The organism is Mucilaginibacter sp. SJ (assembly GCF_028993635.1).
Classification (GTDB): Bacteria; Bacteroidota; Bacteroidia; order Sphingobacteriales; family Sphingobacteriaceae; genus Mucilaginibacter.
In genome coordinates this window covers 5,216,381-5,241,792 of sequence record NZ_CP118631.1, presented here as the reverse complement: position 1 = coordinate 5,241,792, position 25,412 = coordinate 5,216,381, and the positions used below count along the sequence as shown (strand labels likewise).

The 25,412-nt window shown below is 44.2% G+C and carries 20 protein-coding genes; 9 read left to right on the top strand and 11 right to left on the bottom strand.

Annotation, left to right across the window (positions count from 1 at the left end):
* Positions 1-415 precede the first annotated feature (415 nt).
* Genes MusilaSJ_RS21740 through MusilaSJ_RS21730 form a run of 3 tightly spaced genes read right to left on the bottom strand, consistent with a single transcriptional unit; the run spans position 416 to position 2,040 of the window.
* Positions 416-1,147 carry a lysophospholipid acyltransferase family protein gene (locus tag MusilaSJ_RS21740; protein WP_274986901.1) on the bottom strand — a complete coding sequence of 244 codons (732 nt, stop codon included), beginning with the start codon at positions 1,145-1,147 and terminating at the stop codon, positions 416-418.
* A gap of 39 nt (positions 1,148-1,186) precedes the next feature.
* On the bottom strand, positions 1,187-1,747 hold the full coding sequence (locus MusilaSJ_RS21735; protein WP_274986900.1) for an NUDIX domain-containing protein: 561 nt from the start codon (positions 1,745-1,747) through the stop codon (positions 1,187-1,189).
* Positions 1,748-1,803: 56 nt separating this feature from the next.
* Positions 1,804-2,040 (bottom strand): hypothetical protein, encoded by a 237-nt coding sequence (locus tag MusilaSJ_RS21730; RefSeq protein ID WP_274986899.1) that lies wholly within the window; start codon positions 2,038-2,040, stop codon positions 1,804-1,806.
* A gap of 150 nt (positions 2,041-2,190) precedes the next feature.
* Between MusilaSJ_RS21730 and MusilaSJ_RS21725 the strand changes: the two genes are divergently transcribed.
* Complete coding sequence (locus tag MusilaSJ_RS21725; RefSeq protein WP_274986898.1) at positions 2,191-4,068, top strand: M1 family metallopeptidase; 1,878 nt, start codon at positions 2,191-2,193, stop codon at positions 4,066-4,068.
* Positions 4,069-4,504: 436 nt separating this feature from the next.
* On the opposite strand, the gene MusilaSJ_RS21720 is transcribed toward MusilaSJ_RS21725, so the two are convergent.
* Complete coding sequence (locus tag MusilaSJ_RS21720) at positions 4,505-4,939, bottom strand: pentapeptide repeat-containing protein (protein ID WP_274986897.1); 435 nt, start codon at positions 4,937-4,939, stop codon at positions 4,505-4,507.
* 200 nt (positions 4,940-5,139) lie between these two features.
* Here MusilaSJ_RS21720 and MusilaSJ_RS21715 point away from each other — a divergent pair, with 200 nt between their 5' ends.
* Entirely contained in the window at positions 5,140-5,631 is a 492-nt protein-coding gene (locus MusilaSJ_RS21715; RefSeq protein ID WP_274986896.1) for a DUF6265 family protein, read from the top strand.
* 17 nt (positions 5,632-5,648) lie between these two features.
* Here the strand turns inward: MusilaSJ_RS21715 and MusilaSJ_RS21710 are convergent, their stop codons facing one another.
* The gene (locus tag MusilaSJ_RS21710; RefSeq protein ID WP_274986895.1) at positions 5,649-6,437 is read right to left on the bottom strand and encodes a helix-turn-helix domain-containing protein; all 789 of its coding nucleotides are present in this window, start codon (positions 6,435-6,437) and stop codon (positions 5,649-5,651) included.
* A 297-nt stretch (positions 6,438-6,734) separates the two neighbouring features.
* Here MusilaSJ_RS21710 and MusilaSJ_RS21705 point away from each other — a divergent pair, with 297 nt between their 5' ends.
* Both MusilaSJ_RS21705 and MusilaSJ_RS21700 read left to right on the top strand, forming a co-directional pair.
* Positions 6,735-7,733, top strand: a complete 999-nt coding sequence (locus MusilaSJ_RS21705; protein WP_274986894.1) for a hypothetical protein — start codon at positions 6,735-6,737, stop codon at positions 7,731-7,733.
* Between the two features lie 18 nt (positions 7,734-7,751).
* Positions 7,752-8,228, top strand: coding sequence for a hypothetical protein (locus MusilaSJ_RS21700; RefSeq protein ID WP_274986893.1), 477 nt, complete (start codon positions 7,752-7,754; stop codon positions 8,226-8,228).
* Between the two features lie 231 nt (positions 8,229-8,459).
* Here MusilaSJ_RS21700 and MusilaSJ_RS21695 read toward each other — a convergent pair whose 3' ends face one another.
* The 4 genes from MusilaSJ_RS21695 to MusilaSJ_RS21680 form a co-directional block, all read right to left on the bottom strand.
* Positions 8,460-10,673, bottom strand: a complete 2,214-nt coding sequence (locus MusilaSJ_RS21695; RefSeq protein WP_274986892.1) for an alpha-galactosidase — start codon at positions 10,671-10,673, stop codon at positions 8,460-8,462.
* 15 nt (positions 10,674-10,688) lie between these two features.
* Entirely contained in the window at positions 10,689-14,027 is a 3,339-nt protein-coding gene (locus MusilaSJ_RS21690) for a DUF5107 domain-containing protein (RefSeq protein ID WP_274986891.1), read from the bottom strand.
* Between the two features lie 14 nt (positions 14,028-14,041).
* Entirely contained in the window at positions 14,042-15,427 is a 1,386-nt protein-coding gene (locus tag MusilaSJ_RS21685; protein WP_274990474.1) for a sugar porter family MFS transporter, read from the bottom strand.
* 65 nt (positions 15,428-15,492) lie between these two features.
* Complete coding sequence (locus MusilaSJ_RS21680) at positions 15,493-16,527, bottom strand: aldose epimerase family protein (protein ID WP_274986890.1); 1,035 nt, start codon at positions 16,525-16,527, stop codon at positions 15,493-15,495.
* Between the two features lie 239 nt (positions 16,528-16,766).
* Between MusilaSJ_RS21680 and MusilaSJ_RS21675 the strand changes: the two genes are divergently transcribed.
* Positions 16,767-17,663, top strand: coding sequence for an AraC family transcriptional regulator (locus MusilaSJ_RS21675; RefSeq protein WP_274986889.1), 897 nt, complete (start codon positions 16,767-16,769; stop codon positions 17,661-17,663).
* 60 nt (positions 17,664-17,723) lie between these two features.
* Here the strand turns inward: MusilaSJ_RS21675 and MusilaSJ_RS21670 are convergent, their stop codons facing one another.
* Complete coding sequence (locus MusilaSJ_RS21670; RefSeq protein WP_274986888.1) at positions 17,724-20,189, bottom strand: TonB-dependent receptor; 2,466 nt, start codon at positions 20,187-20,189, stop codon at positions 17,724-17,726.
* A 795-nt stretch (positions 20,190-20,984) separates the two neighbouring features.
* On the opposite strand from MusilaSJ_RS21670, the gene MusilaSJ_RS21665 reads away from it, so the two are divergent.
* From MusilaSJ_RS21665 to MusilaSJ_RS21655, 3 genes are read left to right on the top strand one after another with little or no spacing between them, the layout of a single operon-like run.
* Complete coding sequence (locus MusilaSJ_RS21665) at positions 20,985-22,118, top strand: sensor histidine kinase (RefSeq protein ID WP_274986887.1); 1,134 nt, start codon at positions 20,985-20,987, stop codon at positions 22,116-22,118.
* On the top strand, positions 22,115-22,855 hold the full coding sequence (locus tag MusilaSJ_RS21660) for a LytR/AlgR family response regulator transcription factor (protein ID WP_274986886.1): 741 nt from the start codon (positions 22,115-22,117) through the stop codon (positions 22,853-22,855). Before MusilaSJ_RS21665 ends, MusilaSJ_RS21660 begins: the two co-directional genes overlap by 4 nt.
* A 42-nt stretch (positions 22,856-22,897) precedes the next feature.
* Positions 22,898-23,320, top strand: coding sequence for a DUF1801 domain-containing protein (locus tag MusilaSJ_RS21655; RefSeq protein ID WP_274986885.1), 423 nt, complete (start codon positions 22,898-22,900; stop codon positions 23,318-23,320).
* An 89-nt stretch (positions 23,321-23,409) separates the two neighbouring features.
* On the opposite strand, the gene MusilaSJ_RS21650 is transcribed toward MusilaSJ_RS21655, so the two are convergent.
* A complete protein-coding gene (locus MusilaSJ_RS21650; RefSeq protein ID WP_274986884.1) occupies positions 23,410-24,852 on the bottom strand; it encodes an aminotransferase-like domain-containing protein in 1,443 nt (480 codons plus the stop codon).
* A gap of 92 nt (positions 24,853-24,944) precedes the next feature.
* Here MusilaSJ_RS21650 and MusilaSJ_RS21645 point away from each other — a divergent pair, with 92 nt between their 5' ends.
* On the top strand, positions 24,945-25,412 hold the full coding sequence (locus MusilaSJ_RS21645; protein ID WP_274986883.1) for a GNAT family N-acetyltransferase: 468 nt from the start codon (positions 24,945-24,947) through the stop codon (positions 25,410-25,412).

Below are 25,412 nucleotides of genomic sequence, written 5' to 3'. Positions count from 1 at the left end.
CGTCCCAAAACAGGGCAAGCATTCTGCTTGCGGAAGCGGAAAAGTAAATTGATTGTATAGTTAAGCTGAAAGCTTAAGACATTTTAGGACGAAGTTACGCTATCGCTAAACTTCGACCAGTTGGGAAAGGATATTCTATATCTTTACGAGCTACAACCCTTTTGCACCTCTGGTGCACCTGTCCTTGTGCAACTAATACTTGTTTATTAAAACGTAAAAATCCCCCGGAGGGGGAAAAGGTTTGTAGAAATAACGTCACACCCCTTACCTGAACCCCAGAGGGGTTCAACTTATGAAGATTACCCAATTTGACTATTGATTTTATGGGTAAACTTAAATCTGCGAGAGACCCTAATGGGACGGAATGAAATGAACAAAATAAAAAAATCCAAAATCGAAACTCCGAGATCCGAAATCAGGACAGCGCGGCTTTGATCCTGTTCTCGGCTTCCAATACAAGGTCGCCAATCGGGGTTTTACCGGGCTCAATGGGTTCAAGCACCGTCCAGCTCATGGATATAAAAGTATTAAGCGGATAAAAGCCATATCGTACAACTTTCCAGCTATTTTTTATGGCGATGGGCACCAGCAATGCCTCAGGGCATTTTTTTAGCAGCATAGCAACTCCTCCCGGCTGAAAAGATCGTACTACGCCATCTTTAGAGCGGGTGCCTTCCGGAAAGATCACTGCCGACCAGTTATTGGCTTTCATGCGCTCGCCCAAACTTATCATTTCGGTCATGGACTGGCGGGAGTCTTTCCTGTCGATATTAGCACCGCCGCCGTGTTTCAGATTATAACTGATAGAGGGGATCCCTTTGGTAAGCTCTATTTTAGAAACAAACTTGGCGTGATACTTACGCAGGTAATAAATAAGCGGGGGGATATCGAGCAGGCTTTGATGATTGGCCACAAATATCATTGGCCTCCCCACAGGCAAATTCTGCTTATTGATGAAAGTCACCGTATCACCTATGATATAAAAAGTGCGGAACAGGCATAAATTCAGGATATCAACCGAACGTTTGTGCGCGGCATAGCCAAAAAAACGAAAACAAATCCACTGGATGGGCTGAAAAATAACCAGGGCTAAAAAAAACGCAATTATGGCAATAGGCGACAGGATATATCCTAATAACTTTTTCATCAGTAGGCGAAGTTATATTTTTTTCGGCAAAGCGGTAATTTACAAACGGTTTTCTGTTAGTAACAACTGTACTTTAAGCACTGCGGCAACAGTCATGGCATCAGTAATTTCGCTATTACAAACCATGCGGTACATTTCGGCAAAAGGCACTTTTTTGATGATCAGTTGCTCGGTTTCTTCAGGCTCGGCTTCAAACTGCTCAAGACCGCGGGCCAGGTACAATATACTGAGCTCATCGCTTACCGAATTACTGAGGTGCAGACGCTGAATCTCTGTCCACCGGGAAGCTTTTAAACCGGTTTCTTCCAGTAACTCACGTTTGGCCGAATCAAGCGGGTCTGTTCCCTCAGGACCGCCGCCTTCGGGCATTTCCCAGCTGTACTGGTTTAACGTGAAACGGTATTGGCCCACGAGGTAGGTATTTAGTTCTTCATCTAAAGGTAAAACACCTATGGCCAGGTTTTTATAATGTACTTTACCATAAATACCGGGATTACCGGCCGGGTTAATCACCTGGTATTCGGTAACGTTGATCCAGGGGTTATCATAAATGTTTTTTTGCGAAGTTATTTTCCAGGGATTATCTTCAGGATGATGCATGGCCTAAAAATAAGCGATTATCATTAGATTGTGGAAAACCGGCCTGGAAAAGTTTACTACTCTGCCAGGTACTCCAATTTCACCTGCACGTTCAGGTCTTCATGCATCCGGGCAAACTGGCGCGGGTTGCGGGTAAAGTCAGGATCGGTGTCCATATAAATGTTGGTGATCTTAACTATTTCGGGGTGTTTATCAGTACCTATATTATAGGTAAGCCCCTCGCCGCTTTCTAAACTTTGTTTTAGCTCAAGGTATTGCTTACCGGTTACAATGATCATTTTTTCGGCAGTCATGGATACTATTTATATATAAAATGGATAAACTACTCAAAACCGTGAGTTGATTTGCCCTGTAACATACCGGCGATACAAAATTATCGCTTACCGGGTTCTGTAACGGTTTATTATATTTACCTCAAATATAACTCATATATATCCGCATAAATGATCAGTATTAAAAAATTATTGCCTTTTGCTTTATTATTGGGCGCTACTGCAGCATTAGCTCAGCAAAGCTTACCCATAGCTGTAAACCTGCAAAAAACCTACACCAAAGCAACACGCACCACAACCGGAGCACCCGGCAAAAATTACTGGCAAAACACGGCCGACTATAAGATCAAAGTAAATTTCGACCCTAAAACCCGCCTGTTAAGTGGTACGGTTGGTATTGATTATGTTAACAACAGCCCCGATACGTTAAAGCGGGTACAATTTAAACTTTACCCTAACTTATATAAAAAAGGCTCGGTACGCCAAATGCAGGTTTCGGCCGCTGACTTGACCGATGGGGTGCACATCAAAAGCCTTAGCATTGATAATAAAACACCCGACAGCGCTAAAACCCGCCGTATCAACGGTACCAACATGACGCAAAGGGTTTCCCCTATCGCTCCAAAGCAAAAAGTACATTTTGATATCAGCTACGCTTATACTTTAAATAAAGGGTCACATATCCGTACCGGCCAGATTGATACCGGCGCATTCTTCATTGCCTATTTCTTCCCGCGTGTAGCAGTGTATGACGATATTGACGGGTGGAACGATTATCCGTACGTTGGCGCACAGGAATTTTATAACGATTTCTGCCATTTCAGCGCGGAGATCACTATACCCGGCGACTATAAAGTTTGGGCGACAGGCGATCTGAAAAACGCCGGCGACGTTTATGACAGCCGGATCGTTAAACGCATTGCTGATGCCGGCACAAGTGATAAGGTAACTGATATTATTACCGAAGATGATATTAAAGCGGGCAACATCACCAAAAACAATCCAACTAACACCTGGAAGTTTGAGGCCGATAGCGTTACCGATTTTGTTTTTGCTGCCAGCAACCATTATTTATGGAAAGCATCGAGCCTGGTGGTTGATCCGAAAACCGGCAGGCGTACCCGCGTTGATGCGGTATTTAACGAAAAGCATAAAGATTACTATGCCGTAGTTGACTACGCCCGTAAAACGGTGGAAGTGATGAGCTACAAATTCCCGAAATGGCCATATCCATACCCGCATGAAACTGTTTTTGACGGTTTAGACCAGATGGAATATCCGATGATGGTGAATGACAATCCGCTGGAAGATAAGGCCGATGCCATTGAGCTTACCGATCATGAAATTTTCCACACCATGTTTCCCTTTTACATGGGTATTAATGAAACCAAATACGGTTGGATGGATGAAGGCTGGGCAACCATCGGCGAATGGCTGGTAAGTCCGGAGATTGATCCCTCCATAGTGGATCCATATGGTGTTGCCGCAGTTGAACAAAGCGCCGGCCACGAGGTTGATGTGCCGGTAATGACCCTTACACCAATGCTCACTGGCCCAGCCGGTTTTACCGACAGCTATCCCAAACCAGGCCTGGGCTATTTATATGTAAAAGATATGCTTGGCGATGAACTGTTTACCAAAGCCCTGCATTACTATATTACACAATGGCATGGCAAACACCCTATGCCTTACGATTTTTTTAATTGTATGAACACCGGTTCGGGCGTAAACCTTAACTGGTTTTGGAAAGCCTGGTTCTTTGACAATGGCGTAACCGACCTCGCCATCAGCAAAATGACTAACGCCGGGTTAAAATATGCTGCCACAATTACTAAAGTTGGCAGTAAGCCCATCCCCGTTAACCTAACCATTAGTTATACCGATGGTACTACCGAACTGATACACAAAAGTATTGCTGTTTGGTCTACCGGTAACAAAACAACCACAGTTAATTTCACTGCAAAAAAAGCGGTTAAAAAGATTGTACTTGGTACTACCTATGATCCTGATAGCAATAAAAAGGATAATGTGTGGGTGGCTGCTAAATAATTGAAAGCTAAATGCTAAATGCCGAAAGCTAATTATGTGATAACCCAAAAAACGTCCCATCAGGATCTCTCGCAGAGGATCCTGATGTATACGCTATGCAGGCTCACTGTTCAAATAGCACGCGGTGAAGTTAACCCACAAAATCAATAGTCAAATTGGTAATCGGCATAAGTTGAACCCCTCTCGGGTTCGGGTAAGGGGTGTGACCTTATTTCTACAAACCTTTTTCCCTCTGGGGGATTTTTACAATTTTAATAAACATGTATTAATTGCCTAAGGACGGGTGCACCAGAGGTGCAAAAGGTTTGTAGCTCGTACAGTTATAGAATATCCTTGCCCCAGAGGGGCAAAACACGACGACTTTTTAAACAACAAGCGATTTTATGGGTTAACTTAAACTCGCAGAGGCCCCTGACGTATGCGCCATACACATTCACTATTCCCCCTGCTTCTGATACACCTTTAGCAGATCAGCCACATCGATGCCGTTAATTTTCATACCGTTCAGGTTACAGTCGGAAATATTGACGCCACTTAGGTTGCAATCAGTTATTGTGCTGCCCTGCAAATCGCAACTTTCAAATTTAAGAGGACGTTGCTTGGCCGTGGGGTTATAAGCAGGATGGCCTTCGGGTGGCATGCCTATGTTGTGAATGTAAGCGCCGCCAAGCTGCGCGCCTTCAATTTCAAGGTCGCTCAGGTTAGCATCGGTAATTTTAAGCCCCGTGATGCATACATCCTTAAAACTCGCATTGTTCATCATCACCTGTTCAAGGGTTGACCCATTAAGCATCGACATTTTCACGTCGAGTATCTTTTTGGCTTCGGTTATGCTGATGATATCCGCATTATTTGCTGAAGGATTTTCCATGGCTTTAACTTTTGGTTTAATCAAAGATCCTGAAAATGACCAACAATACGGGGCTATGTACGCGACAAAAAACAGGGGCATTTGCGACAAGGTTATGCTCTCGCTGCGCCGCAAAGACGCTAATTAAACCTTTGCGGCTTAGCGACTTTGCGTGAAATAAGAACGTATTTTTGTAAATTCAACTACTTTATTCGCCAACCATGATCCTGTTTCGTCATTTTAAATTACTGCTACTCATTGTAATCTGCATTGCATTCGCCCACCACTCTTTTGCCCAGCAAAAAAACAACCCTATTGCGCAAGCCAGTTGGCTTATAGGCAGCTGGAGAAGTCAATCAGCAAAAACATTGGATATTGAAACGTGGAAAAAGCTTAACGACTCTACCCTTCTCGGCAGAAGCTATTCGTTGACTGGCGCTGACACAGTATCATCCGAACAGATCCGACTGGAGCAACGTGCCGGTAAGCTTTACTACATCCCAACGGTAAAAAATCAAAACGATGGCAAAGCGGTAACTTTTACACTCATCTCGTCTGACAATAAACACTTCGTTTTTGAAAATCCGGAGCATGATTTCCCGCAAAAAATAACCTATACCCAAATCACTAACGACTCGTTGTTGGCCGAAATATCGGGGACAAGGAAAGGGAGGCAAAAGGCAATACAATTCCCGATGAAAAGGGTCAAATAAGAGAGGCGGCTTTATACCTATTGCAAAAATTCGGCTATATCACGACCATAAAATTCTTTAAACAGTTTCCGGAAATAGGCCGGCGTTTCAAACCCTGCTATATAAGATATTTCGGCCACGGTACGGTATTTACCGCTGTTGATTGCCTCCATCGACATCAGTAAACGGATTCGCCGGATATAATTATTTGGCGTAATACCCGTGGTGTTTTTTATGCGCCGGTGGAGTTGCCTTTCACTTAAACCCATTTCATTACTTAACAATACAATGATCAAATCAACTTTTCCAATATATTTTCTTACCAGCGTTTCAAGCTCATAAAGCCAAAGCTGATCGGCAATAGAAAGTTCACTGATTGGCTTTAGGTTATGTGTACTTAACTCCGCCCCTCTTTCAATTTCGTTATTTTTTACCGATACGAGTGATACTTTGCTAAATTCTTCCAGTTTCTTTTTGTCGGTAATATTCCTGGCAATAGCAAAAACCAGCTGCTGTTTTTGTACTGGCATCGAGATCCATGAAAGCCATACTATTTCTCCGCTTTTGGTTACATACCTGTTTTCAAAATTATACAGCGGATTGTTTTTCTTTATACTCTCACGTTTACTTGCGGTGATGCTTCTGTCTTCGGGATAAACAAATGAATCGATAGGCCTTGCAAACAGTTCGCTTTCGGTATAACCTAAAGTTTTGGAAACAGCCGGGTTAATTTTTTTAAAGTAACCATCAAACCCGGCAACACATAACCAATCGGGCGACAAGCGAAAGAAGTTTTCCAGATCAAAAATCTCATTGAAGTTTTCCATATAAATTTCAGTTCCCCTTGTAAGGGAACGCAACACATTTGGTAATTAAAAGCAATATAGCCACAGGTTGTGAAAAGGCAAATTCAAAAGAAACCTTTTTTATGATACCCATAAATATTTAACATACACTGGCAGGATTCTTTAGTAAAATGTCAGTAATGTTAACTTTTCCAAACCGGATTTTATCTGCTTAAAGTGAAACAGCCAACCGCTATATCCCATTATGCAAAACCTTGGTTATTCATAAACCGGTGGCGATAGTACAATTGAGTGTTTTTTCATATTATTACGGGTAATATGAAAACCCTATACCAAAACACAATTAAACTCATTCCCTTCGCTTTACTGGCTATATCATTACAAAGCTGTATTAAACAGCCGGGAGCATGGCGAAACGACCAGATTCCCGGCGGTAAACGCGACGATTTCCACAAACTTAACGAACAACTGCTCCATGATCTCCGCACCGGCAACAGTGATGATATCAGCAATATGGAATCGCGGGAGATGTTGGACGACAAGTCAAATCTAAGGCAAATAGAGATAGTAGGCAACGCTGTTAAAACTGCCGACTATGATATTTACGATGAATATTACATTGTAAATAAACATCGCAGTACAGATACCATAGGCAATCCGTCGGCAGGCATTAACAGCTATAAAATGATCTATAATGGTATTACCCACGAAATGTACATGGCGCTTTTTTTGCCGAAGGATAAAAGCCAGCCAAACCAGGAAATGATCACGGCACTGTATGCCAAATACGATTATGGCTGGAAACTAACCTCGGTAAATGTAAATACTTATAAAATTAACGGCAAAACAGCCCCGGAGCTTTATGAGCTGGGAAAAAAGAAATACAATAAACAGCATTTTGCCGATGCCCGTTTAACCCTTGAACTTGCTTTACAATGTACCGCCCCTAACGACTACTGGCAATACGAACACGATACCGATGCAGGCAAATTATTCCAGGATGCTGCGGAGGCAACAGTAAAACAATACCGTTTCCCGGTAGTAATTGATGGTGTTGCAGGCGAACCGCAGGTATTCCGGATTGGCAATCAAAAAAACAGCCATGGCTGGTTCCCGGTAATTTATTATACAACCAAAGTAAACATTGCCGATACCACCGCAGTAAGAAGCGAGAACATACAGATTGGGAAGGTTATTAATAAACTGCTACCGGGGATTACTGAGGATAAGGATTATATTTTCTACTCTGCCTGCAGCAAACTGCCGCTGGGTGCCGCAAGGGTTGAGCATTTTGATATGACGAAGAAGTTGAGATAATCATAGCTATCATACTTCATGAGGGAAACACCTGTTGTTATTGCCAAACCGAGTTTAGCAGCGTATATAACCTGTATATCAGGCATGGCCTTCGGTGGCTGGGTTACATGGATAATATGTAACTCGGCCAATATACATAAAGAAGAACCGACAATTGAATTTTATCTACTTGCAGGTCTTTTTGCTTTTGTTACAATTGGTTCTTTCATTACATTATTAACAATACGATCAATTGAATTAACCCGAGATGCATTGATTATAAAAAGGCCATTTTTGTTTTTAAAACAGAGCGTCCTCTTAGCCAACATTGAAAAAGTTACCGAAAAACCATTTAAAGTTGAAAGCTCAACCCGGGGAAATAAAATTCTTATCCATACCGGTTCAAAAGCAACAATCGTACTCATTAATAGCAAAAAGTTAACCATAGACACCTTTTCAACACGGAATTATAAAGAATTAATCAAACAACTCAAGCATCTGTATCGCCTTAAATAAAGGCACACATTACCGCACATTACTGGTCGCAGTTTAGCGAGAGCGTAACTTCGTCCTAAAACAATGGAAGCATCCTGCTTCCGAAACTGCGACTATTAATTACTTATCAAGTTAAGCTGAAAGCTTAACCCATTTTAGGTCGAAGTTACGCTACCGCTAAACTTCAACCAGTTCATAAAACGAGAAAGGGAACGACAAGCCGTTCCCTTTCTCGTTTTTATAAGTATCTTATCACATCGCTTCTAACTGCAGCACTACACTGGTGTGATAGGCGCTGTTTCCGGGATTAATACCCACATTCATCAGGAAGTCACCTGTAAAAGTTAAATCCTCTTTGCCTAAAACCGAACCCGCGCCCGGATAAAGGTTAATCTCTGTTACACGGTATTTTTTATTAGGGTCGAGGCCTTTCAGGCGTACGGGCACTTTGCTGCCTGATCCGTAACGGTTATTCACGAGGTAGTTGAACATTACCGCCTTTGATTTATCGTCGCTTACATACATGATAGATGCCGCGTCGTTGTCCCATGGCGAAGCTAAGCGGTACTGGTCGCCATGCCAGATGACATCTTTTAAAGCATCATAATTTTTCAACGCCGACTGACAGAAACTCAGTTCGCTCTCACTTAATTTGCCTATCACAATATCAAAGCCCATTTTACCCATCATAGCCACATCCACACGATATTTAATAGGTTGTTTGCCCCAATCGGTAACATGGTTTGAGCTGGTGATAGCCGGATAGAAGAATGAATACTCCCACTGGATAAACACACGCTCCAGCGGATCGGTGTTATCACTTGGCCAAAACTCAGTAAAATATTGCAATGCACCGTAATCAACCCTGCCTCCGCCGCCTGAGCAAAGCATCAAAGGCACTTTAGGATATTTGGCGCGCACACGTTTCAATACGTTATACAAACCATTCACATAATCAACGTAAATGTGCGACTGGTCTTTTTTCAAATAAGCTGAATAAGCATTGTAAATAACCGCGTTACAGTCCCATTTGATATAAGCCAGATCAGGATTTTTGGTGAACAAGCCGTCAACCACGCCAAATACAAAATCCTGTACTTTAGGGTTGGCCAGATCAAGCACCAGCTGGTTCCTGAAATACTTTTCAGGACGGTTGGGCTGTTTAATCACCCAATCAGGATGGGCTTTGTACAGGTCGCTGGCAGGGTTAACCATTTCCGGCTCAATCCAGATGCCGAATTTTACACCGTTGGCCTGCGCTTCTTTCACGAGCGAGCTGATGCCATTTGGAAGCTTTTGCTTGTTTTCCTGCCAATCGCCCAAACCTGCGTTATCACCGTTACGCGGGTGGCTGTTACCAAACCAGCCATCATCCAACAAAAACAAGTCGACTCCTAACTTTTTGGTATCTTTTAACAAACCGGCAAGCTTGCTTTCATTAAAATCAAAATAAGTCGACTCCCAGTTGTTCAACAACGTTAGCCTTGAACCCTCGCCATCAACAATTTTGTATTTGCGGGCCCAGCTTTGCAGCTTGCGGCTGGCATCGCCCTTACCATGGTCTGAATAGGTATACAGGAAAGCGGGCGTGGTAAATTCAACGCCGGGCTTTAAATGATACTCGGATGCCGCATTGTTAATCCCTGCAATAATTTTCAGGTTATTGGCTACATCCAGCTCAAAATCAATCCTGAAATTGCCCGACCATTCCATAGCCCCGTAAAGCACTTTGCCTTCATCTTCGGTAGCAGGTTTATCCATTGATATGGCGAACATCGAATGCTCATACAGGTTGGCACGGGTACCCAATTTGCTGTCGATAGTTTTAATGCCATGGGTTAAACGGGCTTCTTCGGGCTGCATTTCCATAGCCCAGTTGCCGTGGTATTGTTTTAACCAGAAACCGCCGGTAGTATTACCCTTCAGGTTTAAATTGGCCGACGCATATTTATCAAGTGTTACTATCCCCTTTTCGTTGTGTTTTATCACCGACCATTGCTCAGTTACATCTTCTTTAAAATAGGTTTTGTAGTATAGCTTCACCTCAAAATCATAAGCAGGATCTTTCATGGTAACTACCAGTAATGAAATATCATCATCAACCTTGCTCACCGTATGGCTTACGTAGGTTAAGTTCAATGATTTATTGCCATCGGCATGGGTAACGGTAATAGCCGGTTCACCAAGACTGGCCGAGCCGGATGGTGTGTAAGCATCGTTTTGTACGCCCGAATCATCGGCTTGTTTGTACATTTTTGAGATGCCTGCATACTCGGCTGTATTGGCAAGCTTTGCACCCAGGTATACCATGTTCAGGTGCTTTTCGGCATCGGTTTGTAATACAATAGCGTTGTGCTGTGTTTCAACAGGGATGGTTACATCCTGCGCTGCTGCCCTGCCGGCCAACAGCATTGAGCCTGCGAAAAGCAGGCCCAGTGGTAAAGTTTTTTTTTGAGTAGTTCTCACGTGTGATTTTTGGGTTTAACCGGCTGCTTCGGTAATTTGGTTTATCATGTTTTGATGTATCCTCGCCCCAAAATGCCCTGCATCCAGTTTCAGAACCTCGGTAAAGGCCTTTTGTGCCTGCTCAAAATCACGTAAACCGAGGTATCCCAGTCCCTGTAAAAAATAGCAGTGCACGCGGTTCCTTACCTGCAGATCATCTTCAAAAATGAGCAAATTTGGCAGCGAGACGGCAAAGTAATCAATTTTTACGTTATCATCCATGTGCCCGATACCATAATTAAGCAGTTTTTTGAAGATTCGTTCGGCCGATGTACTGTCACCCAGACATTTTTTTGCCAAACCCTGATAAAAGATCTTATCCGGCTGCTGATCGTTATAAAAAACAGCCGCTGTCGGGTCTTCCAAACCTATGGCTGCCTGCTCAAAACAAGCCTTAGCCTGTTCAGTTTGCTGCAGGCCTTCATGGGCCTGGCCCAGCCAGTAAAAGATGTCATTTTCCTGTGTGCCGAATAGTTTACCCTCGCCTAAATTATGTGGGTAAGTTTGTGCCTGTGTTAACCGTTCAATGGCTTCATTGTATTTGCAATCGCGGATGTTTTGCTTGGCCAATTCAACCAAAGCTGCAACATACTGGCCGGATGCCTTGCCTTCACCTCCCTCCCATGGGTGGAAAGTTCTTTGCATTACTTGTTCAAAAGCGGTTTGGTGCTCGCCTAAAAAGTTATACAGCGTTGCACGCTCTAAATAAACATCATCACGAAGTTTGGCAGTCTCCAGATTAGCTTCAACAAAATTCAGTCGTGCTTCTGCAGAATAGTTCAGCTTTTTGTAAAGCTGGTCAAGTTCCATCAGTACACGGGCATCTGTTCTATCCAGCGCGAAGGCTTTTTCAAAACAAATTAAAGCTTTTGCCGGGTCATTACGTTTATTATAATAGGCTATACCCAGATTCCTGAATACGGTTGGGAACGTATCGTCCAGTTTTGCCGATGTTTCCCAGGCTGCGATGGCATCATCATACTGCAGTTTATCATAAAACAGGTTGCCTAAATAATAAGGTGCTTTGGCATCGGTGGGCACGAGCTCAGCGGCCAGTTTCAGTACGCTGACCTCTTCCAGCCTATCGGGGAAGCACAGGTACGAATCGGCAGCTGAGGCCTGTTTAAAATATGCGGAAGCCTGTTCATTATTGCCTAACCTATACGCAAAGTAGCCCAGGTAATAATATACCATCGGGCTGGTAACATCACCGTTCACCGCATAATTCAACAAATCGGCAGCTTCCTGGTACAGGCCGGCATTGGCGTAATCAAGCGCGTATTCAATGTAATTTTGGTAATAACCGCGCGATAGTTTAATAAGTTCATTAAGGGTGGCAGTGCCTTTTCCTCTATTGCCCAAAGCTTTGTAAGCATAAACCAACTCAAACAAAGCACCTAAGTTAAACGCATCCCTTTTTATTGCCGCTATAGCTACCTCGACAGCATCTTCAAAACGCCAGAGCTTACGGAAAGCCGCCGAGCGCAAAACATAGGCTTTACTGTTATTGGCATTTCTATCCAAAGAAGATAAGGAATGATCAAGCGCCAGTTCATAATCGCCATTCTCCAGGTCGATCTGTGCTACCGAAAAATAGCCGCTATCTTTCCAGGCATTGCTCCAGGTGGCTTTGTAAAATGCTTTGTATGCATCCTCTTTTTTGCCGAGGAATTTCAAAGCCAAACCTAAATTATAATAACACTCGCTATCGTAAGGATTAGGGTTACGCTGGGTGATAGTTTCAACCGCCTTGCGGAAGTAAGGTTCACCTTTGGCAAACTGTCCGCGGCGCAGGTACCATAAGCCTAAAGCATTATTATTGCGGATATCTTTGGGATCGCGGCGCAGGGCTTCCTCATAGTAAGGAACCGGGCTATAAGTAGCATGGCGGTACTGCTCCAGGTGTTGGCCTGTTAAAAACAACTGCTCGTTATTTTCCACATCGGCAGGCAGCAGGGCCGGCCTGGCAGCTTCGGGGATATTATTAAGCTTATTGCTTGCCGCATCATATTTAATGAGTTCTTTGCCCGCTGCCGAATGTACGGTAAGCAGCAAAAGGCTCTCGTTAATATCCTTAACGGCTATCTCGCGGGTATAAACCTGTTCTGGTACAATGCAAACTTTTTCGCTCAATAATACTTTGCCATCATGCTGCAGTTTGATGTTCAGGTTGTTTTGCTCGCCGGTCACGTAAACTTTCAATAGTAGTTTGCCCTCCGTATAATCAAGTGCCAGCAGGATATCTTTGGTAGCATTTTTTACAACGCCAAGCTCGCGGTATGGCATAAAGTATTGGGTAAAATGTTTTTCCTCGTGCGGCATCAACCAGGTAAAATCGGGTTGGTTATCGGTAAACATACCCGTCATGAGCTCAATGTAAGGGCCATCCTCGTCGGTTAGGTTCCTGTCCCAGGCCAGGCCGAAATCGCTGTGGCCCCAGGTCCACTGTTTTTTGCCGGGCGATACATGATGATTAGCTACGTGCAGCAAACCAGCCTGACTGTCATGCTCATAACCGCCTACAAAATCGTAATTGGAGTTGATAGCCATGTACGACGTTGGCACCGGAATGTTTTTATACCTTGAGATATCTGTTCCCGGCGAGTAATCAACTTTATAATAAGTTCCTGTAGCGATTGGGAATGTAGAAACATCGCGTTTGCCATGATCAAAAACCGCGTTCACATCAGGCGGAAAAACAGACTGGTAATCGTCATTAACTTTCACCGCCGGGTTAGCCCACCATAAAAAGGTTTGCGGCAGGGCCGAGCGGTTATAGAGCTTTGCTTTTATTTCGATGTAAGCCTTATCCGGGTGCAGCGTAAAACCGGCCATACCTTTGGTATGGAACATGCGCTCCACTTCATTAACCCAAACGGTTTTGCTGCCATCGGCATTTTCTTCAATCTTATAGTCAACCGGCTCAAAAGTACTTGGGCGATGGTGCTGCGGCCAGTTAAATTCAATACCGCCCGAAATCCAGGGACCGGTTAAACCTACCAGTGCCGGTTTAATTACCTGGTTATAATAAATGAAATGACGGTCCCTGATTTTGTCATAAGCCATCTGGATACGGCCGCCAAGCTCGGGCAGGATGAGTACTTTGAGGTATTTATTCTCGAGGTAAAGGCCTGCGTATTCTTTATCTTCTTTTTGGTCGTAAATTTTTTCGATAACCGGGTTAGGGTACACCTTGCCGCTGCTGCCCTGGTAAACGCGCTTTTCAAAAAACATGGGGTTTTTATCGGGCTTCCCTATACCGTAGGTTGGGATAACTACCTTCTCTTCCCAAACATTTACATACAAATTATTCATGTGGCTTATGATTATTAATGTCTTACTAAATTTTCTTCTAACTCTTCAAGGGTTTGGCCTTTGGTTTCTTTTACTTTTTTAAGCACAAACAAAAAGCCTAAAAAGCAGATCACCGCGTACATATAAAATGGCCCGTAAGTGCCCAGTACCTTAGCCAGTATCGGGAAGGTGAACACCAATATAAAATAGGCAGCCCATAATGATACAATGGCCACCGTTGATGCCGCGCCGCGGATTTTATTAGGGAAGATCTCTGAAATAAGTACCCAGGTTATAGGCGCAAGTGAAAGCGCGTAAGTGCTGATGGCCAGCAACACAAATATGGATACCAGCCCGGCCGCTAAGTGATTTTGCAGCAGGTAAGCCAATACAATATAAAATATGGACAAGCCCAATGAACCGATGAGCATCAACGGCTTACGGCCAAGCTTATCAACCTGCCACATGGCCAGCAAGGTAAAAACCAGGTTAACTATACCGATAGAAACAGTTTCAAACAGCTGCTGGTTTAAGCTTGAACCCACCGAGGCAAAAATGGTTGAAGTATAGTTAAACACCACATTGATGCCACAAAACTGTTGAAACACAGCCAGTGTAATGCCTATCAATACGGCGGGGCGTACGCTTTTTTCAAATACGGCGCGGTACGATTGCTTTTTTGCGCCGCTAAGCGATTTTTCAATAGCCTGCTGTGTTGAAGTCACAAACTCTTCGGAGCCTATTTTGTAAAGTACCTTTTCGGCATCAGCGTGGTGGCCGGCCTTGATCAGCCACCTGGGGCTTTCGGGCAGGGCTATAACCCCTAATAAAAATATCGCGGCAGGTACCGTGCCCAAACCAAACATCCAGCGCCAGGCATTATCGCCGCTGTCGGCCAAAAAATAGTTGCACAGGTTGGTAATCAGGATGCCCAATACCACGGTAAGCTGGTTGATAGCTACATTACGCCCCCGAACCTGTGCCGGGGAAATTTCGGCAATGTACATGGGGCAAAGCATTGATGCCATCCCTACCCCTATGCCCGCTGCAAAACGCAGAATGATAAAATAAGTAAGCCCGGTTGAAAAGGCTATACCCAGTGACGATACCGCGAAAATAAACGCCGCAACCATGAGACCTGGTTTACGGCCGTATTTTTCGGCAATGCGGCCGGCTATGATACAACCCACGATACAGCCCAGCGCCAGGGACCCGGTAAGGAAGCCCTCCCAAACAGGGTCAAGCGCAAACTCCTTGCGGAGGAACGGCAGCGCGCCCGATATTACGGCAAAATCAAAGCCGAACAGGTAACCGCCCAGTGCCGATATAAAGGAGATCCCTATAATATAGCCGCTGTTAAACTTTACTTCTTTTTTAAAATCGATGGTCATTTGATACTGGTTAGTTTCTTCTCTCTGTATAAATTTACTTTAATTAAAGTCCGTTATTAAATAAGCTTTGGGCTTTCTGCCTTTTGCTTTCAGCTTCATAGGGTGCCAAACTTGTATAAAATGCTTTGGTTATATACATCGCCTGCCCGCAATACAGCTTGCGGAAAATCAGGATGATTGATGCTATCCGGATAATGCTGACACTCCAGGCACAACGCATCAAAAGGTTTCGCCCCCTGGCCAGTATGCGTAGCCGTAGTGCTGCTTAAATAATCACCGGTGTACAGGAACACGCCGGGATAATCCGTATAAACTTTAAGGGCACGGCCCGATGCTTCGTCGGTTAAAAGAGCGGCATAAGTTAAGCCGTTCTCCCTGGCTCCCCTGTTGATAATGTAAAACAGGTTAAGGCCCTCAACATGGTTTTCATCTATATTAAATTTATCGCCCAGCTTGTTATTATTGAAAGCCTTTTGCCCGGCTGGTATAATTGCCCCGCTCGGCGTATAGTCTTCGTGCAAATCCACAATACTATCCGATAGCAGGGTAAGTTTGTGGTTATAGATCTTACTTTTAAATGCCGATAAATTAAAGTAAGCGTGATTGGTAAAATTTGCTATCGTAGCTTTGTCGGTAGTAGCTTTATAATTGATCAGCAACTCATTATCATTGCTCCAGGTATAGATAACCATAAGCTCCAACTTACCGGGATAACCCCCATCGCCATCAGGGCTGGTCAGGGTCATCATTACACCATTATCAAAAGCTTCGGCAGTAAACACCCTATAGTTAAAACCGCTTTTACCGGCATGGTTGGAATTTTTACCTTCATTGGCATCCAGGTGAAAAGTTTCGCCTTCGAGCTGAAATTTTACCCTGCTGATACGGTTGGCGTACCGGCCTATGGTTGAGCCGATGTAGCAGCTATCGGTTAAATACCCGTTCAGGTCAGGAAAACCAACTACCACGTTTTCAAAGTGCTGCAGCCTGTCGGGCACCGCAACTGAAACAATGGCCGCGCCGTAATTGGTAAGTTCAACATAGGCCCCGCTCCCGTTTTCAATTTTGAAAAGATAAACGTTATGACCGTTATGCTGCCCCCATAAACGGGTTGTGGTGTTAACAGCCATGTACGTTCAGATATTTAAATTGTTTGTTCATAAGTTATCAGCTTCATTAAACAGCCAGGTAATTTGCCTGACTTGTTTTAGCCCTAATTGGTTTTGGTAAACCTACTATGAAACAGGTGTTAAAAAAATGGATATTCTTTAAAAAGTGATGGATAATACTATCATTTGCCGGCAGCTATTAAAATCTTGCCGGGATAAAAAAAATAAATACCTTTAATCGCCAGTTATACAGCAGCGTTATGAATGCGATAGCCGAACCTAAAAAACGGATCAAAGAAGGTTTTATCGGTCAAAAAATGATCGTATTGCCACCAAACATAAAAAAAGCCATCACCAGCAATGCTTTGATCAAAGGCTTTTACCTTACCGCTATCGGCTATTATCCCAAGGCGGCCTTTCATGACCGTGAACGCCGTACAGGCAGTAACGAATATATTTTTCTTTATTGCGTTGATGGAGAAGGCTATGTTTATTTAGGGGGCCAGGGCCACACCCTTAAACCCAATACTTTTTTCATCATCCCCCGTAACGTGGCACACCGTTATAAAAGCTCGGAAACCAATCCCTGGAGCATTTACTGGGTACACTTCAGCGGGCTAAATTCGCACCTGATCTATGAGCGCTCGCTCGAAAACGGGCAGCCTGCGGTACAATCCGTTCCGTACGACAGCAGCCGGATTAAGCTGTACGAGCAAATCTATGCCGTGCTTGAACACAGCTATCATGAAAAAGAAATGGAGATTGTTAACATCAACCTGCTCAATTTTATCTCCTCGATGGTGTATTATAAGCAAACCAACCCGGTTGATTATGATAACGATTTTGTGAGCAACTCCATCGCTTATATGAAAAAACACATCAGTCAAAAGTTTGAAGTGATGCATTTGGCAAAACAACAGGGAATTTCGGCATCACATTATTTGCGGCTGTTTAAACAAAAAACAGGCTCATCACCTATTAACTATTTTAACCTGCTCAAGATTCAAACCTCCTGCCAGTACCTGTACTTTACCGACAGGAGCATTAAGGAAATTTGCTCAGAACTGGGCTTTGACGACCCTTATTATTTTTCAAGGCTGTTTACCAAGCTGATTGGGATGTCGCCGTCAAAGTACAGGAAAACACATAAGCGGTAGGCCGACGCAGGTTCGGGTTAAAGCCGTCGGCGAGGAATGCCAGGGAATAAAACAGATGACTTAGTTACTCCTCATCCTTTCACTCTCCTCTTTTGAACCGCTTTCCGGTTTCCCCCGGTTTGCCGGTCTTGTACCACCAAACGACTTTGAATAAGTAAGTTTAATTACCGGGAAACGTCTGGTTTCGGTATTGACAAGTACGTTGCTCTTTATGTCAAAAGCCTCACGTGCAAGTGTGCCGTACCGCACATGGATCTGCGCGGCACTAAACACATCGGCCACTGATAACTGCAGGCTACCCCCGTTATTTTTCAGCTCTTTTTTGATCCCTGCATTGATCACCCCAAAACCATCAACCCTCGTTGTGCCATTGTATGACAGGGAATTGTACTGCCCCGATACCTCTGCCGAAAGGCTGCCGGGCAGCTTAAACAACTGGTTAAAATTAAAGGAATACCCGAAGTATGATTTGGTTAATGGATGTAAAGTATAATCTTCCTTAAACTGTCTCAAACCGCCAACAAAGCTATAGGTCATCTCCCACCAGTTGCTTACTTTAAACGGCACATTGGCCTGCAAGGTAAAGTAGTTTTGATACGGCAGATTTTGTGGCGAAATGAACAAAATATCGTGCGCGGGACTTTCGCTGAGCTGATAGCGGGCTATGGCATTATCATCCCGGCTGTAAAGCAGGGAAAAGCTATAGTCGCCATAGTTATAGCCCAGTTTTATATTATTGGTGATGGTTGGTTTAAGAAAAGGATTACCGGTGTAAACCGCCGTAGGGTCGCTGTATGCAAAGTATGAGGCCAGGTCGTCATATGATGGACGGCTGATCCTTTTGGTATAGGATAGCTGCAGCTCGGACCGGTCGCCCAGCTTTTTGGTAAACAGCACTGTCGGAAACAGCTTCCCCAGTTTACGGTCTACAATGTTGCTGCCGGTTTGTGGGTTATCCATATTGGTATAGGAATATTCATAACGTACTCCTGTATTAAGGCTTATGCTCTTACCAAGCTGCCAGTTAAGGGACAGATAAGCCGCGCCAATATCTTCCTTCATGTATATGTTCGCAGCGGTTTGCATATTGCGCTCCCAGGCCCCATTGTTAAAACTTTCGATACCTGAAGAGCTTGAACTGCCGGTATGCGTTCCTTTAATACCTGTTTCCAGTTTTAGTAAGGGTGATGGCTGGTTGGTATAATCGGCTTTAAACACGCCTACGTTGATGGCCGTATTGGCAAATCCGCGTTGCCTTTGCGCGCTTACACTGTTGTTGGCGTACACCTGCTCGCCATATTTGTTTACAAAGGAAGTATTAACTTCACTTGGACTGTTATTTCCATAATGGATATAATCAGCTTCCACGCTTATCTTCTCCCCTTCCTTCAGTACATGTTCAATATTGAGCGAGCTGGTTAGGTTATCCCAGTGCCCGTTCCCGTTAATATGCCCAATATACCTGAGCAGTGAATCGGGCAGGATCTTATACCCCGCGTTACTGTAGGTATAAGTGGGCGAATGGCTGTTGTTATAGCTCAGGTTACCGCTTAGGGTAGTTTTAGGATCCAGCTTAATATCAGCCCCCAGGGTAGCATTGTGATTATTGCTGATCCTTTTAGTTTTTGTGTAAAATTCTGTCTCGGCATTGCCTCCGATAAAGGGCATGTACTGGCTTCCGGTAATAAAAAGATCGGTATAGGTCCTGTCGTGCTGGAAAGTGTAGGAGCCATACAGGTTAACATTTTTAGTATTATGATTGAGGTTGATGCTGGCCGTGCCTTTTTCGCCCATGCCGTAACCGCCGGTTAAGGAATAGGAGCCGTTTGTTCCCTGCTTTTTGCTTTTCTTCATTACAATATTGATGATGCCGGCACTGCCTTCAGCATCGTATCCGGCGGGCGGGGTGCTCAGCAGTTCTATTTTTTCAATATTATCGGCACTGGTACCATTAAGCAAATTCATGACCTGGGCAAGTGGCATACGCACCAGCTTGCCGTTGATCATTACTGTAGCCCCGCTTTTACCGTTCAGGGCAATACCATTATCCCGGTGATCGATAGTTACCCCCGGCAATCGTTCCAGCACCTGCAGGGCCGTACTGCCTTTGGTAAGCACGCTGCTTTCAACATTTACCACTAAGCCATCGCTGCGCTGCTGGTACAATGGCTTATTTGCCCGCACTACCACCTCGCCCAATTGCCGGGTGTCCTCCTTCATCACAATAACAGCAAGATATTTTGCCTCTCTGCTCCCGCTGATTTCAAAAGGCGATGAAAACCAGGTTTGATAGCCGATACTGCTTAACCGCAGCCGGTAATTTCCGGAAGGGGCATCCGCGATATTATACCCCCCCTGCTCATTGGTAAGCATACTTTTGACCGAAGATGAATCTGCAGTTCTGACAAGCGATACGGTGACATACGGCAAGGGCTGGCTACCGGCTGTGGTAACCCTGCCCGACACCTGGGCATTTACCATTTGTGCCAGGCAAACAAGTAACAGGCTGATGCATAAAGTTTTCATGTGGCGTTTGTAACCTTTTTTGACGGTTATACCGGCAAATAAAAACGGTGCTTTAATCTTTAAAAAACATGAATGATAAGTGACATGAGATAATTGATGAGATACACAGAAACAGGTTAATCGGTTTAAAACCAAAACTATATTGCCTTTTTTACGGCTTATAAGTTAAAGCCTGCATTTGGTCAATTATTTGTGCAGGTTGATACAATGGCGATGCATAAATAAGTGCAATTGCTGTATCTTTAGGTAGGATGTCGAAAAACACTAACATTCCCTCAGGGTCTCTCGCAGATTTAAGTTTACCCATAAAATCAATAGTCAAATTGGGTAATCTTAATAAGTTGAACCCCTCTGGGGTTCGGGTATGGGGTGTGACGTTATTTCTACAAACCTGTTCCCCCTCTGGGGGATTTTACAATTTAATAAACATGTATTAATTGCCCAAGGACAGATGCACCAGAGGTGCAAAAGGTTTGTAGCTCGTAAAGTTATAAAATACCCTTTGCCCCAGAGGGGCAAAACACGACGACTTGCTGTTTAAACGACACGCAATTTTGTGGGTAAACTTAAAACTCGCAGAGGACCCTGATGTCTACGCCATGCAGGTTCGCTTTTCCAATTCAGGTAGGGCGGCGGACCTCAGGGTCCTCTGCGAGAGACCCTGAGGGGACAGGGAAAATATATTTGGTGTTGAGGGGTGTCATCCTGAACCTGTCGATGGACGCGCGCAGAGGCTTGCCCACCATGCTTCGAGAGCCTCAGCATGACACTTGTTTTTTATTATTATGATTTAATATGAACAGTTTATCCGTTGATACATTAAACCAAAACTGGCTGTTTAAATACAAGCTGTACCATATCCCTTTTTGGTGTGTGTACCATTATTTTTGGTTCACCATAGCGGTAGCTAATCCAGTGGCAGCGGCCAAATCCATGTTCTTTTCGGCTTATAGCGTCAAAATTCTGGCATATGTGGTTTTCCAGGCCCTATCGGTATATTTTAACCTTTACTTTTTAATGCCGCGGTTCATGAAAAAAGAGAGGCTTACCCAATATGTAATTTATCTTTCGCTAACCATCATCGGCACATCATCGCTTATTAACGGCGGTTATTATTTAAGCGCTTTTTTCGCAGGCTGCTCGGTTAAAAAAATGTTTGGCGTTGATCCGGGCAATTTCATGAGCTTCTATAATACCTCCTTCCCCTCTACCGTAGCCAGTATGACTTTGGGTATGAGTATTAAACTCACCAAAAACTGGCTGCAAACCCAGCACCGCCAGCAGCTGCTCGAAAAAGAGAAACTGGAAACCGAACTTAAATTCCTGAAATACCAGTTTAACCCGCATTTCCTGTTCAACAGCATCAACTCCATATTTTTCCTGATCCATAAAAACCCCGGCATGGCGTCGGCATCACTCGCCAAATTTTCTGAATTGCTGCGGTACCAGTTGTACGAGTGTAACGACCAGCAGATCCCTTTAGGAAAGGAGCTTAGCTATCTCGAAAACTTTATTGAACTGGAAAAGCTTCGGCAAAACAATAATGTGCATGTTACCTTTGAAGCAGATGAACCGATGCCCGGCCATTTAGGCATAGCCCCCTTTATACTCATGACCTTTGTAGAAAACGCGTTTAAGCATGTATCCAAAGACGCAGAGCACCCTAACCGGATTGCGATTAGATTGGAATTGAAAGACGATCAACTCAATTTTTACATTGCCAACAGCATATCAAACGATCCGGGAACCGAGGTTGTGAACTATGGTGGTATCGGCCTGAAAAATGTAAAGCGCCGGCTCGACCTGATTTACCCCGGCCTTCATAAGCTGGAGATCCAAAATACCGGAGACCGCTTTGAGGTACACCTGCAATTAACTTTAACCGAACTGGAACAATCATCCGCAACCTTTCAAATGGCCTCACTATGATGAACTGTGTAATAATAGATGACGAGCCCTTAGCCCGCGAAGGATTAGCCAGCTATGTACGCGAGGTTGATTTTTTGAATTTAACCGACACCTGCGAAAACCCGCTCGAACTGATCAAATTACTTGATCACCAGGCTATCGACCTGATATTTTTGGACATCCAGATGCCGAAGATGAACGGTATTGATTTTTTAAAGATCATGCAGAAACCGCCGATGGTGATCATCACCACAGCCTACCCCAGCTATGCGCTTGAAGGCTTCCAGCTCAATGTGCTCGATTACCTGCTGAAACCCATCACGTTCGACCGCTTTTTTAAATCGGCCAATAAGGCTAAAGATTATCACCGCCTGCTTAACAATTGGGCCCAGCCCGGTGCACCAAAAACGGAAGCGGATGAAGGCTACTTCTTTATCAAATGCGGTAATAAATACGAAAAGATTTACTTTGATGAGATCCTGTACGTGGAGGGGATGCAAAATTACGTTACCATATTTACTGCCAAAGGCAAATATATCACGCTGCTTAACCTCAAAAGCCTTGAACAAAATTTAGATAACAAGCTCTTTATCCGTGTACATAAATCATACATCGTATCAACCAGCCAAATTGATGGTATTGAGGGGAATGATATTTTTATCGGTCAGCACCGCATCCCTATAAGCCGCAATTACCGCGAGCAGGTGATCCGGCAGGTTGTTGCAAATAAACTATGGGATAAAATAAAATTTTCGTGATATATTTATATATCCGTTTTTAACCTTTATCCTGTTTGAGCTATGGCCAAAAACACCAATAAAACCATCGAAACTGAAGCAAGCGTAACAGACTTTATCAACACTGTTGAAGATGAAACCAAGCGTAGTGATGGTTTCAAAATCATTGAACTGATGCAGGATGTAACCGGCCTTGAAGCAAAAATGTGGGGACCGGCAATAGTTGGTTTCGGCAGCTATCACTACAAATCTGAAGCAGGCCGTGAAGGGGATGCCCCGCTGGTAGCTTTCTCGCCCCGTAAAAGCTCCTTCAGTTTATACCTTCCGGGCTATGACGGAAAAGTTCAGCTATTGGAAAAGTTAGGAAAACATAAACAAAGCGGCGGCTGTACACATATTGTTAAACTGGCCGATGTGGACAATGTGGTATTGAAACAACTGATCAAAGGTGCGTTTGAAAAGGCAAAGACACTGCATAAGGGTTAATTTGGCAAAGGCACAACTTATCCACCCTGATACCAGGGACACAGGACGCGCGCCAGACGCACATAAGGGTTGAGACTATCGAAACAACCTTAAATAAGTTCCTTTACTAATTTCCCCAACACCTTAAAACTCTCTTCAACCACCCCGTCAAAAGCTAACCCAAAACTAATGCGGATAAAATTGGTAAAACGCCCGTCTACACTAAAGATCTGGCCGGGAGCTATGCTGATGTTTTGCGCTATTGCCAATTGATACAGTTCAAAGGCATTTACCTTCTTATCCAGCTCGACCCAAAGCGCATAGCCGCCCTGTGGCCTGCTGATCTTTGTACCTGCCGGGAAATGCGTTGCGATAGCCTGTGTATACCGCAGGCACTGGGTATATAACGCCTTGCGCAAATGTCTCATGTGCAGGTCATATCGCCCGGTTTCAAAAAAATGACCAATGGCCGCCTGTGTAGGTGTGGCCGAGGCTATGGAATGCATCATTTTAATATTCAGCACCTGTTCTTTAAACCTGCCCGGAATGCACCAGCCTACCCGGTAACCCGGCGCTATTGATTTGGATACCGATGAACAAAGGATCACCCAGTCATCCTTATCATAACTTTTGCAGGCGCGCGGACGGCTTTTTCCAAAATAGATCTCACCATAAATATCATCCTCAATTAGGGGAACTTGCTTTTCAGCAAGCAGGCGTACCAGTTGCTGCTTACGCTCGTCGGGCATGCAAACTCCTATTGGGTTACTAAAATTGGTAACAAACAGGCATACTTTTACGGGCACTTCATTCATGGCCCGCTCCAGGTATTCCAGGTCGAGGCCGGTATCGGGGTTCACCGGAATTTCCAATACTTTCAAATCCAGGCTAAGCATTACATTGAAGATCCCGAAATAGGTGGGACTTTCAATGGCAATGGTATCTCCGGGCTTGGTGAGCGCCCTTAAGCAAAATATTAAAGCTTCCAGGCAGCCCTGCGTTGTGATCACATCATCTTCGGTAATATTACCACCCCAGTTAAAGGCGTTTTTAGCCACCTGTTTGCGCAAAGCAATATTACCCTGCGGGTTTTCATAAGTGATATTACCCGATGGACTATTACGGATAGATTCCATCATGGATTTACTGAGCTTGGCCAGCGGAATCAGGCTGAGCGGCGGCGATGAGCGCGAGAGCTGCAAAACGCTGTCTTCCGACATGTTGCGGTAAACCATCGCAATCATTTCGGCAACACTGGCCTGCTCAACCTTTTTGAGCGGAGGTTTGGTTTCGGGCATGCTGGTAAAACGGGCGGGCAGGTATTTTACATAATAGCCCGATTTAGTACGTGCCTCTATTAATCCCAGGTTCTCCAGCTCAACATAGGCCTTATAAGCCGTACTCATGCTGATGCCCTGCCCCTGGCTCAACGCCCTTACCGAGGGCAGTTTGTCGCCGGGTTTCAGCAGGTTTTGTTTAATCTGCTTTTCAATCCGGGCAGCAATTTGTGCGTATAAAAACTCGTAATCGGCAGTCTGAGCGATGCTTTCCATGCAAAAATCTGTTATGCCCAAAATTAATAAAACTGCATCTGTTTTTCTATCGGCAGATACTTTTATTTTGTATCGATCAAATAATTAAACACATGGAACTACAGGTTATCGATTATCAGCCGCAGCACGCCCCCTACTTTGAAAAATTTAACAAAGCTTGGCTTGAAGAGTATTTTACTGTTGAGCCTTTTGATAAATGGGTTCTGGAAAACCCCGACGAGGCCATCATTAAAACGGGCGGCAGTATTTACTTTATCACTTCAAACCAAAAAATTATTGGCACCGTAGCGCTGCGATATATAGAAGACGGTGTTTACGAGCTTACCAAAATGGCGGTGGATAAAGACAGTCGCGGAGCTGGCGCCGGTCAGTTTCTATGTCAAACCGGTATTGATAAAGCGCGTGAACTGGGTGCAAAAAAGTTGGTATTGTTTTCAAACAGGGTGCTTGAAAATGCCATCCACATTTACCGCAAATTGGGCTTTACCGAGATCCCTGTTGAGCCGGGCACCTATAAGCGTGCGGATATCATGATGGAAATAAACTTCACAAATAACTAA